Origin of the sequence: Paenibacillus urinalis (assembly GCF_028747985.1) — a bacterium.
In the GTDB taxonomy this organism is placed as follows: domain Bacteria; phylum Bacillota; class Bacilli; order Paenibacillales; family Paenibacillaceae; genus Paenibacillus; species Paenibacillus urinalis.
On sequence record NZ_CP118108.1, the window covers coordinates 3,745,700 to 3,759,682 of the forward strand.

General features: G+C 44.5%; 15 protein-coding genes. 3 read left to right on the forward strand and 12 right to left on the reverse strand.

Features of this window, described 5'->3' with window-relative positions; translation table 11 throughout:
• Positions 1-143 precede the first annotated feature (143 nt).
• Positions 144-434: a DUF2627 domain-containing protein gene (locus PUW25_RS17290; protein ID WP_274337333.1), complete on the forward strand. Its 291-nt coding sequence runs from the start codon at positions 144-146 to the stop codon at positions 432-434.
• 81 nt (positions 435-515) lie between these two features.
• Positions 516-890, forward strand: a complete 375-nt coding sequence (locus tag PUW25_RS17295; protein ID WP_274337334.1) for a potassium channel family protein — start codon at positions 516-518, stop codon at positions 888-890.
• Positions 891-940: 50 nt separating this feature from the next.
• Here PUW25_RS17295 and PUW25_RS17300 read toward each other — a convergent pair whose 3' ends face one another.
• Positions 941-1,159, reverse strand: a complete 219-nt coding sequence (locus PUW25_RS17300; RefSeq protein WP_090723912.1) for a hypothetical protein — start codon at positions 1,157-1,159, stop codon at positions 941-943.
• Positions 1,160-1,363: 204 nt separating this feature from the next.
• On the opposite strand from PUW25_RS17300, the gene PUW25_RS17305 reads away from it, so the two are divergent.
• The gene (locus tag PUW25_RS17305; RefSeq protein WP_090723910.1) at positions 1,364-1,957 is read left to right on the forward strand and encodes a thymidine kinase; all 594 of its coding nucleotides are present in this window, start codon (positions 1,364-1,366) and stop codon (positions 1,955-1,957) included.
• A 161-nt stretch (positions 1,958-2,118) separates the two neighbouring features.
• Here the strand turns inward: PUW25_RS17305 and PUW25_RS17310 are convergent, their stop codons facing one another.
• From PUW25_RS17310 to xseA, 11 genes are all read right to left on the reverse strand, one after another.
• Positions 2,119-2,592, reverse strand: a complete 474-nt coding sequence (locus PUW25_RS17310; RefSeq protein WP_047911066.1) for a hypothetical protein — start codon at positions 2,590-2,592, stop codon at positions 2,119-2,121.
• Between the two features lie 523 nt (positions 2,593-3,115).
• On the reverse strand, positions 3,116-3,925 hold the full coding sequence (gene spo0A, locus PUW25_RS17315; protein ID WP_047911064.1) for a sporulation transcription factor Spo0A: 810 nt from the start codon (positions 3,923-3,925) through the stop codon (positions 3,116-3,118).
• Between the two features lie 191 nt (positions 3,926-4,116).
• Positions 4,117-5,457 (reverse strand): SpoIVB peptidase, encoded by a 1,341-nt coding sequence (spoIVB, locus tag PUW25_RS17320; protein WP_047911063.1) that lies wholly within the window; start codon positions 5,455-5,457, stop codon positions 4,117-4,119.
• 119 nt (positions 5,458-5,576) lie between these two features.
• Positions 5,577-7,298, reverse strand: coding sequence for a DNA repair protein RecN (recN, locus tag PUW25_RS17325; RefSeq protein ID WP_047911062.1), 1,722 nt, complete (start codon positions 7,296-7,298; stop codon positions 5,577-5,579).
• Positions 7,299-7,439: 141 nt separating this feature from the next.
• Positions 7,440-7,889: a transcriptional regulator AhrC/ArgR gene (gene ahrC, locus PUW25_RS17330; protein ID WP_047911061.1), complete on the reverse strand. Its 450-nt coding sequence runs from the start codon at positions 7,887-7,889 to the stop codon at positions 7,440-7,442.
• A gap of 25 nt (positions 7,890-7,914) precedes the next feature.
• The gene (locus PUW25_RS17335; protein ID WP_047911060.1) at positions 7,915-8,400 is read right to left on the reverse strand and encodes a hypothetical protein; all 486 of its coding nucleotides are present in this window, start codon (positions 8,398-8,400) and stop codon (positions 7,915-7,917) included.
• 118 nt (positions 8,401-8,518) lie between these two features.
• Positions 8,519-9,343 carry a TlyA family RNA methyltransferase gene (locus tag PUW25_RS17340; RefSeq protein WP_047911059.1) on the reverse strand — a complete coding sequence of 275 codons (825 nt, stop codon included), beginning with the start codon at positions 9,341-9,343 and terminating at the stop codon, positions 8,519-8,521.
• Between the two features lie 135 nt (positions 9,344-9,478).
• Positions 9,479-11,386 carry a 1-deoxy-D-xylulose-5-phosphate synthase gene (gene dxs / locus PUW25_RS17345; RefSeq protein WP_047911058.1) on the reverse strand — a complete coding sequence of 636 codons (1,908 nt, stop codon included), beginning with the start codon at positions 11,384-11,386 and terminating at the stop codon, positions 9,479-9,481.
• 133 nt (positions 11,387-11,519) lie between these two features.
• Positions 11,520-12,422, reverse strand: coding sequence for a polyprenyl synthetase family protein (locus PUW25_RS17350; protein WP_337999877.1), 903 nt, complete (start codon positions 12,420-12,422; stop codon positions 11,520-11,522).
• The gene (gene xseB / locus PUW25_RS17355; protein ID WP_047911056.1) at positions 12,419-12,673 is read right to left on the reverse strand and encodes an exodeoxyribonuclease VII small subunit; all 255 of its coding nucleotides are present in this window, start codon (positions 12,671-12,673) and stop codon (positions 12,419-12,421) included. Before xseB ends, PUW25_RS17350 begins: the two co-directional genes overlap by 4 nt.
• Complete coding sequence (gene xseA, locus PUW25_RS17360; protein ID WP_420800544.1) at positions 12,663-13,973, reverse strand: exodeoxyribonuclease VII large subunit; 1,311 nt, start codon at positions 13,971-13,973, stop codon at positions 12,663-12,665. The genes xseB and xseA overlap by 11 nt, the downstream gene beginning before the upstream one ends.
• Between the last annotated feature and the right edge of the window lie 10 nt (positions 13,974-13,983).

Below are 13,983 nucleotides of genomic sequence, written 5' to 3' on the forward strand. Positions count from 1 at the left end.
TCCAATCTATCGTAACTAACCAATATAGCATTATTGTACTCTTCTGCTTATGGAATAACAAAAATTCCGCTTTCAATAGACAGTTACTAGAAGACAAGGTATCATATAGAAAAATACGTGCGTATGAAAAGGGGTATCTCCTTATGAAGCTCATGCTTTCCCGATTTATCGCCATAATCATTCTTGTCATTCCTGGCCTTGGAGCCATGAGGGGCTTCCTTATGATGAAAGACTCCTTGTTTCACTATTATGCCGAGCATGGCAATGACGAGGTAGCCAGACCTGCCTTTGAGTGGCTTTCTTTTTCACTCGGGCTTGTACTATTCGGCTGCTGTATGACGTTTCTTGGCGGCTGGATATTATTCCGTGACCGTAAACGTAATTATGTAGGCCCGCGCTTCAAAGGGAAACAGAACACCGATACTGCCTCATAGTATATTCATGGCTTAACCTTCTTCCCGTATTCCGGTATAATATTCTATTAACATCTTATACGGATAGGAGACGCTTTTTACATGATATCCTTCATACTGACCCTCAAACGATTGCTGCAAGGCATTTATCACGGCTTCAAGGACAAAAAGTTTCTAGCTCTGTTCGTAGTCATGCTCGCGACGCTGCTCTCTGGCACTATTTTTTATTCCAGCGTGGAGGGATGGGACTGGATTGACGCTTTGTACTTCTCTGCTGTTACATTAACAACGGTGGGTCATCCAGAGCTATCACCGCAAACGACCTTTGCCAAAATCTTTACCGTGATTTATATGTTTGCAGGCATTGGTATCACATTTGGCATGATCGCGCGAATCACCCTTGGCATTATCGTGCCTGATCGGCTGTCTGCGAAGCCCAAAGAAACCTTGCCTGTGGAATCTCCTGATGATAAATAGAGCTCCATCTTCGTCTCTTCTACAAGGAAGAGATTTTTTATTTACACTCTTTACTCCATCAGAGCATCCCGCAATTTCGAGTTCATTCTATGGCTGCTTCCGGATTGCTTGAGAATCACTTTCCGGAGTCGTTCATTCTGACCTGCCGTGTGCTCCAGCTCGCCCAGTATTTCTTCAAACAGCTTGACAGCCGGCTCTGTCAGCTCAGCATGATCACGTAGCTGCTCATACTTCTCTCGCAGCCTCTGTACATTCTTATCATTATTCATTGTTATTTCACCTCAACTTTAAAACAATACCATGGGGTATGCTTCACTTCCAAGTATTACTTCCTAAATGATGATAAAAAAGTGGCTTCAATGCATTTGAATGTGTTAATCTAGAGTGGCACTTTTTTTGATACCTATACTTAACTGAATTCAAATTAATCATATTTATAGCGGAATAGTAACAGAGAGAGGAAGATTATTACCGTGCCTAAAGGTCGCATTACTGTCATTACAGGTCCCATGTTCAGCGAGAAATCAGGTGAGCTTATTCGACGCTGTCAAAAATTAATTAAATATGGCCGACGCAAAGTTGTCGCTTATAAGCCCGCAGAAGATGATCGTTTTGAAGTTAATGAAATCGTAAGCCGAATTGGTTATAAGCTGCCTGCCATCGCCATTCCTAAACAGCTGACTCCTAAAATTATAAAACAGATCATGACCGAAACCGAGGATGCTGATGTGGTTGCTTTTGATGAAGTACAGTTTTTCAGCCGTGAAATTATGGATATTGTGGAGGAACTGGCCTACTGTGGAAAGCATGTCATCGTCGATGGATTAAATATGGATTATCGTGGAAAGGAGTTCGGCTATATCGGCGGATTACTAGCTATTTCCGATGACATTGAAAAGTTAACTGCCTTTTGTGCGGTATGCGGAAGTCCTGAGGCTGTATTCACTCAAAGAATTGTCAATGGAGAACCTGTGACACTCGGACCGGTCATCATGATCGGGGATTCAGAAGCCTATGAGCCGAGATGCAGAAAATGCTTCGTACCTCCCCATAAGGTTAAGTGCTAGATATCCATTAGGGGAAATAGGCAAATACTCGCTTTGCATCAAACTTCGATTAGAATGAGAATCAGCACCTAATAAAAAGGAGTGTCCGTATGAAATGTCGGTCACTCCTTTTTATATTTCGGCTGTCGGACAAGCCTCATCACCATATTGGACTCGCATGGCTATTCTCTTGTCACGAAATATTTATTGGTCATGTAATATGCATCTCCTCGTGACGTTTCCACCATGCCCTTCTTCATATCGAGGAATACAATTTCCTTACATTTAGTGCAGTACCACTTCGTTCGCTTATAAGGAGATTCCGTTACATAAGCGGTTCCGCATTTGCAATCAATCTTCATCAGAATTTCGTTCGCGCGGTATGCGGTAGATAAACGATCCATATTGTCCTGTTGTACCGGCATAATCACATTCTGATAATCTGAAAATTGATTATGAACTTTAAAATCCGATACGAGTGTTGGATTCAATCCAAAGAACTCTTTACCAATCTCAGCAATGAATTTCGTATCGCTTTTATAGCATTGGAGCCAATCCTGAATTTGCTTGCTAGACAAAGGAACGGTCCCCTTAATTCCGCTGCTTAGTGTGTATGTCATGATGTATAACGTATCGTCTTGTCTACTTGAGTACATTAGAATCCTCCTTATTCTCTGCTAATGTACTACAATTGTAAAACGAAAGCAAAGCAAAATGTAATGTAATAACCACCAATAATACCATAACGCTCCTTATGTGGTTAATTGTCATAGCGGAAGCATTTTTTGAGTGTTTGAATTCCCCTTACACTCTTTACACATACCGGTAACATTTCCACTTGGGTCTGAGTAAAATCGAAGCTCACCTTTTTTATTACATTTGGAGCACTTTTGTAATGTACGCTGTTTCCGAACATTCTTCAAGTAAATGACATTGCTCCTTAACTTGGCTCGCTGCCTCTTCTTCCATCTCAGGACAGTAATGATTATAATAACGACCGCAACGCTAATCATCATATACATCATCAGCGTACCCTCGCTCCCCTGTGTCTTTTCCCTAGAAAAAGCGCCTACCTCCAATTTCGGCAAGCGCATGTATATTTATTCATTTACGTCTATCTCAGGACAAGGAAAACCATAACAGATCATATGCACTGCTTATTTATCTATCTTTATCCTTTCAAGACACTTTATGTTCGATTCTCAGCTTATCCGCTACCATCGCAATGAATTCGCTGTTCGTTGGCTTGGATTTGCTGATGTTGATGGTGTAACCAAATAAATGACTTATGGAATCAATATTCCCTCTTGTCCAAGCGACTTCAATCGCATGACGTATAGCTCGCTCGACTCGGGATGGTGTTGTTTTAAATTTCTCAGCGATCGCAGGATACAATGTTTTGGTAATTGCGCCCAAGATCTCGATGTTGTTGTAAACCATCGTAATCGCTTCACGCAAATACTGATAGCCTTTGATGTGAGCAGGCACACCAATCTCATGAATAATCGATGTAATGCTTGCATCCAGATTTTTTGTTTTTCCGATTGGAACGACATTTGACTTGTTGGAGGAGGAGATTACTTGTGAGCTGCTGCTTGTAATGGTTTGAGTACCAATGAGCTGACGAACACGATTTGCCAACACTTCCATATCAAATGGTTTCAAAATGTAATACGAAGCTCCTAATTGAACAGCTCTTTGCGTTATGTTCTCCTGACCAAATGCAGTTAACATAATCACTTTAGGCTGCGGTGACAAATCCATCTCGCGCAAACGCTCCAGAACACCAAGGCCATCCAAATGCGGCATAATAATATCAAGTATCAAAACGTCAGGAACGGTTCTTCCGTCACTAAGCAGCTGAAGAACTTCCTCGCCATTATAAGCGATTCCCGTTACCTCCATATCCTCTTGCTCCGATATATATTCAGCCAGCAGATTCGTGAACTCTCTGTTATCATCAGCCAATAATACTTCGATTTTTTGCAAGTGTATTTCCTCCCTTAGACGATTATTGATTTGTCATTCCCTTACCTCTTTAGATTTTCGACATAGGGGAGGAAAATCCTTCTGTCGAAAATTATTTTTCTTTATTTTTTATATGCGTTGATTTATAATATTTTATTTTATTTCAATTTATGATGAAGTTCTTATTATTTCGACAAAAAAATCTTAAGGCTCTAACTGGCCTTAAGATTCGTTGTTTGTTTTTTCTGAGGAATGACCACACCAGCATCCTGCAGCATCCATTCAATAAAACACCCATATCCTGACGTTGGGTCGTTCACGAACACGTGAGTAACCGCGCCAATCAATTTCCCATTCTGCACAATCGGGCTTCCACTCATGCCTTGAACAATCCCACCTGTTTTGTTAATGAGACGTTTATCTGTAATTCGAATAACCATCCCTTTGGTTGCCGGCTGCGACTGATCTGATACATGAACGATATCGACTGTAAAGCGTTCAACCTTCTGCCCGTCGACAACAGTAAGAATTTCTGCTGGACCTTCTTTCACTTCATGAGCAAAGGCAACAGGAATCGGTTTACCATATAGGCTGTGCTCTGGATTATCTGACATTTTGCCAAAAATACCAAAATGAGTATTGCGCTCAATGTTACCGAGAATCTTGCTCTCTTTATAGAAATGAGCTCTCTTCTCTCCAGGATCTCCAGATTCACTCTTGGATATCGAGGTAACATTGGATTGGACAATCTCTCCACTACCCACAACAATCGGAGTTTGTGTGTTCATGTCCGTAATTACGTGACCTAATGCTCCATACACACCTTGATCGGGAGCATAGAAGGTTAAAGTCCCTACACCAGCTGCTGAATCTCTAATGTAGAGTCCAAGCCGCCATACCTGATCTTCTTCGTCAAATGCTGGTGTAAGCTTGGTCTTCAACACTTTTCCTTGACGAGTTAGCGTAATCTCAATAGGCTTCTTAGACTTCCCAGCTTCAAGAACTGCATCTGCCACTCCATTGACCCCAGTTAACGATTTTCCATTCATATGGGTAATCAAATCACCGAGCTTAATACCCGCGGTTTCTCCAGGAGATATCGGTGTCTTATTAGCGGAATGAACCAAATGATGACCCACCACTAATATCCCTGCTGATTTTACTTTGACACCAATAGTTTGGCCGCCTGGCACAACCTTGAGATCAGGAACGACCGTGACATCCGTTGTTTTGAACGGAATTTTGCCAAATAGCTTCCAAGTAAGCTTGGTCGCACCTTCACGCTGCGGATACAGATGAACAGAGTGGGACTTGGATTCATCCTTAAGACCGCCGCCATTCTTACTGAGATTGACTTGCAGAACTTCAGGATGTTCAGACACACTTGCATCGACTGGAGCTGCTACTTTAAGATCCGTTTCGCGTCCGGCAAACAGATGAAGCTCATCCGGCAAAGATGCGTAACTAAATACGGGCAATAGGGTCTGTCCAATAAGACAGATAGAGAAGACAACAATAAGACCGATTAGTTTCTTTCCAAGGCTAGGCTTCAAGTGGCTGTCACGCTCCCTTTGCTTCGTTCGCTTGACGAAAGGTGGTCGCCAATTGCGTAACTATAACATAACCTTGGCCAGGTCCTTTTATTACTGTCAATCATTGTTCCGTACAGCAGTTATGCCCCTTTTTTGGCTTCAGCAAGTTTCAGCATTTCTTGAGCATGATGCAATGTCTTTTCTGTAATTTCAACACCGCCCAGCATACGGGCAAGCTCTGTCACTCTGCCCTGTTCTGATAAGGACTCGACCTGCGTCATTGTCCGTTCATCGTGGACATTCTTCTCAATGAGATATTGATGATCTGCCATACATGCAACTTGAGGTAAATGTGTTATTGAGAACACTTGGCATGTTGAGGACAAAATAAACAATTTCTCAGCAATCGACTGAGCTGCCCTGCCGCTGACACCTGTATCAACTTCATCAAATATGAGAACCGGTATTTGATCGTGGCGTGCAAATATGCTTTTTAGAGCCAGCATAATACGCGACATTTCACCTCCGGATGCAATTTTGCCTAATGGTCTTAGGGGCTCTCCAGGGTTAGCTGAAATGAGAAACTCTACATTGTCTATTCCATGCTTGGTTATTCGAATGCGCTTCCCTTTCCACTCCACACCCTTAGGATCTTCCATAATGGAAATCTGGGCACGCATTGTAGTTCGCTCCATTTGCAGATCCTTGAGCTCACGCTCCACCTGATTGGACAGCTCTTCAGCACAAATTTTGCGTGCCTCACTCATCTCTTCTGCAGTTTCCAATAATCCCTCTAATAATTGATTACGCTCTGCAAGCAGTTTCTCTAAGCGTTCATCTTTATTTTCCAAATGATCGGTTTCCCGTTCAATCTGAACATAATACTGAAGTATGGATTCTACACTTTCACCATATTTACGCTTCAATCCGGTAATCATATTAAGGCGCTCTTCGACCTCCGATAACCGAACAGGATTAAATTCGATCCCATCCCGGTAGCTCCGCAGCTGAAATGCCGCATCCTCCAGTTGATAAAATGCAGATTGAAGCTGTTCCAGTATGGGATGAATACCTTTGTGATCATATTCATTAATATCTTCGAGCTTCGAGATCGCGTAGCTCACGGCTTCGAGTCCCTGTGAACCATGAAGCAGCTCATACGCACCTGATACCGAATCCATCATCTTTTCGCTATGAGATAGTTTGACCCTTTCTTCGGCGAGGGATTCATCTTCACCGGGAACAAGGCTCGCAGCTGCAATTTCTTCCAGCTGAAATCGATACATATCAAGCATTTGATATGCTTTTTGACTGGATTCCTGAAGCTGTCTAAGCTCCTTCTCTACTTTGACAAAAGCTCTGTATTGCTCACTATACTTTATCTTGATGGGTCGAATGATCGTTTCTCCGTATGTATCGAGCAGACCTAAATGCTTCTCTGCTCTAAGTAAACTCTGGTGCTCATGCTGTCCATGGATATTAATTAATTGTTCTCCGATTTCGCGAAGCATTGTCAGATTCACGAGCTGACCATTGATCCGGGATACGCTCTTACCGGAAACTGTAAGCTCACGGCGAATAACCAGATGTTCATCCGGCTCCGCCTGTATTCCGAGCTCGGTAAGCGTGTTCCATACGGGGTGATGAGCAGAAAGCTCAAATAAGGCCTCCATCTCGGCCTTGTCACAGCCATAGCGGATTAAATCTGCGGAGCCTCGTCCTCCTGCAATCAGTCCCAAAGCATCTATAATAATTGATTTACCTGCGCCCGTCTCCCCGGTCAACACGTGAAATCCTGAATGAAAATGTACATCAACTGCTTCAATAACGGCTAAATTTCGGATTGATAATGTGGAAAGCATGTTCCAACACCTCCAATGATAACTGTGGCAGCCCTTCTACAGGGAAGGGAACACCTGTTGCTATTTTCATCTTCGATGTATACTTTACACTATTTCTCACCAAAAAGAAACATACGTTCGTCTGTTTTTTTGAAATTTTGATTAAGAAATGTAACTCATGATTTGATTGATAACCGTCTTGCTGTTCTCTTCATTTCTGCATATTACCAGGATGGTATCATCACCGCTGATCGTACCCATAATTTCCGGCCACTCAATGCTGTCAAGAAGTGCGGCCACCGAATTGGCCGTGCCTGGCAAAAACTTCATGACCACCAGATTTGTCGTATAATCGACGCTGAGAAAATTATCAACCAGGGCCCGTTTCAATTTTTGTCCTGGGTTATATCTCTGGTCCGTAGGGAGTGAATATTTATACCTTCCATCGTCGGTCGGAATTTTTATGAGCAGCAATTCCTTAATATCACGAGATACAGTTGCCTGAGTTACCTGATAACCTGCCTGCCGTAATGCCTCGACAAGGTCATCCTGAGTCTCAATGTCATTTTGACTAATTATTTCCCTGATTTTGATGTGTCGTTGTCCCTTCATACTTGCCTCCATCCAATGCTATAAATTAATATTCGTCTTCATGCTCCCAAATATAATCATCTTCATCTATAAGCGTGATTAGCTTCAAGTTATTATCGTCCGTATCTACATACAGTAAACCGTTACAGTTCGGGTACAGCAGCAAATAGGGCAGCAGGCGGTCTCTAAGTCCAGAGCCTGTCCATTCCTGCGGCATCCGGCTTCTCGAGGTCTTCACAATGAACACCTCATCTTCTTTCTCTGCCACGTAATCAATGAACAGCCGGCTGTACAGAGTCTGTTTATCTACCTGGAAGGTCAGCGGGACTTTAAGTCTTCCTCCAATGACCTCATAACCTTCTCTTTCCAAAATTTCGAGTGCGGGATGCTCTTGAATTTCTTCATTGAGTACAAGCTCTGGCAGCTGTTCAGGAACCGGCTCCTGAAGCCATCTGCGAATGCCATACAACACCCAGAATACAATAATGATCCCGAGAAAAGCGATAACAAATTTATCATATTGGCCTTCCATCCATCTCACCTCTCACAAGGAGATATTCGTTAACCAGAAAAAATATCCTCTTGTGAATTTAGGAAATGCGCTGGTTTTATGAATCCAGCAAAAGAAACCCATCTAAAAAAGATGAGTTTCAATGAAAGGTATGGCTCGCTTCGTTAACCACGGCCTCAATCAGATGATCAATATCAGGTCCCGCAGATTCCACATCTTCTCCACCAAGACGCCAATGGGCCAAAAACTCAATATTTCCTTCTCCACCTGTAATCGGCGAGAATGTCAAATCAGACAATGCCAGGCCAAGCTCACTTCCGTATTCGAGAAGAGAACGCAGAACCTCTGCATGGACCTTGGGATCTTTGACAACCCCTGTCTTCGGAACTTTTTCTCTTCCCGCCTCAAACTGCGGCTTGATCAAGGCTACAATATCAGCCGGCTGCTTAAGCAGCTGAATAAGAGGTGGAAGTATAATCTTTAAAGAGATGAAGGATACATCAATGCTCGCGGTATCCGGTACAGGACCTGTCAAATGCTCAGGTGTCACATACCTAAAATTGGTTCTTTCCATAACCGTGACCTGTGGATGGTTGCGAAGCGACCAATCCAATTGATTGTAACCTACATCGATCGCATACACATGTGATGCACCATGCTGCAGTGCACAATCTGTAAACCCGCCTGTTGAAGAACCAATATCAAGCATCGTTCGCCCTTTCATCTCAATATGGAATTGACGAATTGCTTTTTCCAGCTTAAGTCCTCCGCGCCCCACATAAGGATGTACTGCGCCTTTCACTCGAATGACAGCCTCACGGGGAATTTTCATTCCTGGTTTCTCAATGCGTTCTTCATTGGCATAGACCAGACCTGCCATAATTGCTGCCTTGGCCTTCTCGCGGCTTTCGTAATATCCCTGCTCTACCAGCAGGACATCCATTCTTTCTTTGGGAACTGACATAATTTCTCCTGTCGTGTAGATTAAACCACATAGCTATAGAGCCCAATATGAGCATAACTGCCCTTATTGGACTCTATAATTCTCGGGCTTGGTTTATATCATTTCATCTTCTAAATTTTTACGGAAACACATTCATCATGAAGGTGTGCTGGTCTTTGGAAGATCATAGGCGAACTCAAGCTTCAGCTTCCGCATCTCTTCAATAACCGCCTGTACCGTAAGCCCCACTTCCTCGCGCTGCTCCTTGACACTTCCGTGCTCGATGAACTCATCCGGGATTCCCATGATGTGAATCTTGGTGTCGTACAGCCCTGCTTCTGAATAGAATTCAAGAATACTGCTTCCGAGGCTCCCCGCTGCAGATGCTTCTTCCAGCACGATCATTTTCGTGTCGTTCGCATGTAAGGATACCAGCATCTCTTGATCCAGTGGTTTAAAGAATCTGGCATTAATGACACTTACCTGCATTCCCTCACGTTTCAGCAGCTCTGCCGCTTCTTCCGCAATTGGAATCATAGGTCCAGCTGCAATGATCGCGTAATTCTCCCCTTGCCGCAGAGTTTCCCATGAACCAATCGGAATGGACTTCAGCTCTGGATCAAGCGGCACACCCAATCCATTCAATCTTGGATATCGATAAGCGATTGGACCCTCATTGTAATCCAGCGCTGTCTTCATCATATGTCTCAGCTCATTCTCATCCTTCGGCATCATCACCACAATATTTGGAATATGACGTAAGAACGCCACATCATAAACACCTTGGTGCGTTTCGCCATCCGAGCCGACAAAGCCAGCCCGATCAATTGCAAACATCACATTCGCATTATGTCGGCAAATATCATGGACGATCTGATCATATGCACGCTGCATGAAGGTCGAGTAAACTGCAAATACCGGCTTTAATCCTTCCATTGCCAGCGCTGCACACATCGTTGCTGCATGCTGTTCCGCGATCCCAACATCAACCATCCGTTCAGGGAATTCCTTGCTGAATGGAATGAGTCCTGAACCTCCCGGCATGGCCGGAGTAACAGCGACGATCCGCTCATCTTCTCTAGCGAGCTCAATGAGTGTTTCTCCAAATACGTCGGTATACATGGGATTGCCTACGGATTTAAGCACTTGTCCTGATTCGATCTTATACGGCGAAATACCGTGCCATTTGAAAGAATCCGCCTCAGCCGGTTTATATCCCTTGCCTTTGGTGGTCAGAACGTGAACGAATACCGGGCCATTGACATTGTCCGCCTGTCTGAAGGTCTCGATCAGCTTAGACATATCATGCCCGTCAACCGGTCCTAGATAAGTAAAGCCTAGTTCTTCAAATAACACACCCGGAACCATCATATATTTCAAGCTGTCTTTGAGCCGGCCTGCAGACTTCGCAAGTGTACCGCCGATTGCCGGAATCTTACGCAATACAAGCTCAACTTCATCCTTGGCTTTCAAATAATGTCTGTCCGATCGGATCTTGCTCAAATAGTTATGCATTGCTCCAACGTTAGGAGCAATAGACATCTCATTATCGTTCAGAATGACCATGAGCTTCTTCTGTTCATGTCCGATATGGTTCAACGCTTCAAAAGCCATACCGCCAGTCAGGGCTCCGTCCCCAATAATTGCGATAACCTTGTTGTCCTCGCCTTTGAGATCCCTTGCATAAGCCATTCCCATAGCAGCTGACAAGGAAGTACTGCTGTGTCCAGCTTCCCAGACATCATGTTCACTTTCATTACGCTTAACAAAGCCTGACAGACCCTTATACTTCTTGAGCGTGTCAAATTTGTCCATACGTCCAGTCAATATTTTATGAACGTAAGCCTGGTGGCCTACATCAAATATCATTTTATCCTTAGGGCTATTATAAGCGTAGTGCAGGGCGATCGTAAGCTCTACCACTCCCAAATTGGATGCCAGGTGCCCTCCTGTACGAGAAATTGTTTCTATCAGGAACTGACGAATCTCCCCCGATAATGAAACAAGTTCATCCACAGATAATGTTTTCAGATCGTTTGGTCCCTTAATTTGTGGAAGGAGCACGTGAACCCCCCGCTTTCCTTCATAATTTTTTGTAAATTAGTTATTGTCATAGCCTACATTATACCACAATCCACTTTAAATCATAAATTTCGCCAGTTAGAGGTGAATTGATGTCTATGCTTTCACTTGACGACTAATGATCTCTCTTCATCAAATAATCCGCCAATTCCAGCAGTCGAGATGGATCAGGAATCTGTCCCGTAATCAGCGCTTCTTTTGCAGAAGACGTTAACCGCTCCACCTCAGCCAAGGATTGATCCATACCTATAAAGAACGGATAAGTTACTTTTTGCTGATTCACATCACTCTGTGTCTTCTTGCCCAGCTTCTGCTCATCTCCGATTAGATCGAGAATATCATCCTGAATCTGGAACGCAAGACCAAGGTCTCTGCCGAATGAACGAAGCGCCTCCAGCTGTACATCATCAGCCCCGCCAATTCTGCCTCCAGCCATGAGGGAGAAGATGATGAGGTCGCCCGTCTTATGAAGATGAATATATTCAAGCTGTGATAAGGAAGTCATCCCCTGCTCGCCCTCCATATCAGCCACCTGTCCTCCGACCATACCTCGTGCACCTGCATGCATAGAGAGCTCCTCCACAATAGTGAGTACGCGATCTGATGGAATATTGAACTTGCGAGCTGCCTGAATCACACTGTAAAAAGCGTGGGTGAGGAGTGCATCACCTGCAAGAATAGCCATCGCTTCCCCGTAAACCTTATGATTGGTCAAACGTCCCCTGCGATAATCGTCATTATCCATGGCGGGCAAATCATCGTGAATCAAAGAGTACGTATGTATCATCTCTACGGCAGCAGCAACCGGCAGAGCGGCTTCCCGCTCCACGCCAAATGCTTCACATGCTGCGATTACAAGCGCTGGGCGAAGCCTTTTCCCTCCGGCCATCAGCGAATACTGCATCGATTCTTTTAGATGCTCAGGAATATCCCAAGCTTCAGGAAAAACGGTTCTCAGCTCTCGCGCCATCAAGTCGGCGACATCCTGAATATACAATTCTATGGATGGTCTAGTCACAAAGAGACACCGCCTTCATCTTCATTACCTCCAAAAGGCTGCTTCCGAAACTCTCCATCCTCTTCTACGATCATTTCAATCTTACGTTCCACTTGTTCGAGCTTCTGGTTGCACATTTGAGACAGTTTCATCCCTCTTTGGAACAGCTCGATCGCCTGCTCAAGGGGAACGTCTCCCCGTTCGAGCTGGTTCACAACTTCTTCAAGCTCGGCCATCGCAGCTTCAAAATTCAGCTCCTGCTCATTTGCCATCTTCATTTGCCTCCTTTATCTCCCAGACCTGGCAGGCAAGCTGCCCATCGACCAGTTTAATTTTGACCAAGTCACCCGGAGCGACCTCTTTGGTTGATTTCACTAACTTTTTATCCTGCTCATCATATACAAGGCTGTAGCCTCTTGACATTACTTTCAGTGGACTCAGTGCATCGAGATGCCTCATATTTCCCTGCAGCTGCTGCCTACTCACCTTCACAAGAGATGTCATCGCCGTCTCTAGCTGCTTCCTGTACGACATAATTTCCTTCTTCGCGGAAGACACCTGTGCAGACGGGTTAAAACGAACGAGTGAGATCCGCATCCGTTCCTGCTTCTCTCTTGCAAACCTTTTACGAGAATCCATCGCCCTTGTTAACCTCATATGGAGCTGATCCAGCCTTTCCGTATGCTGCACCAGACTTCTACGCGGATTCATGAGAACCGGAGACTTGGATAAGCGTTCAAGCTTATCTCGATTGTGCTTGGCTCTTGTTATCAAGCTCTGATTCAGCCTACGCTGATAACCAGCGAGTTGTTCCTTCAGCTCCATCTGATGGGGCACGGCTAGCTCTGCGGCAGCTGTCGGTGTGGCTGCTCTCACATCTGCGGTAAAATCTGCAATCGTAAAATCCGTCTCATGACCGACTGCAGAAATAACCGGAATTTCGGATCTTGCAATCGCTCTTGCTACCATTTCTTCGTTAAAGGCCCACAGCTCTTCTAATGAGCCGCCACCACGCCCGACAATGATGACGTCAACTTCTGCCATCTCATTGACTAGATCAAGTGCACGTACGATTGAAGGTGCGGCCGTCTTCCCTTGGACAAGCACAGGATATAAATAAACCTCAGCCAGTGGAAATCTGCGAGTGATGGTCGTAATAATATCTCTCACTGCTGCTCCAGTTGGTGAGGTAATCACGCCTATGGATTTGGGATAGCGGGGCAGAGGCCGCTTGCGTCCAGGCGCAAACAAACCTTCCTCGTCCAGCTTCTGTTTTAACTGCTCATAAGCCATATACAGGCTGCCAATCCCGTCAGGCTGCATATGTGTGGCATAGAATTGATATTGTCCATCCCGTTCATATACGGACACATTACCCCGTGCAATTACACGGGCGCCTTCCTTCGGAATGAAGGGCAGCCTGCGATTGTGCGTCGCAAACATGATAGACTTAATCCGGCTGCCTTCATCCTTCAGTGTAAAGTACATATGCCCGCTGGAATGATGTGTGAAATTGGAGATTTCACCACGAATCCATACATCTGTCAGGACAGAATCGGATTCCAGCTTCATTCGTATATAT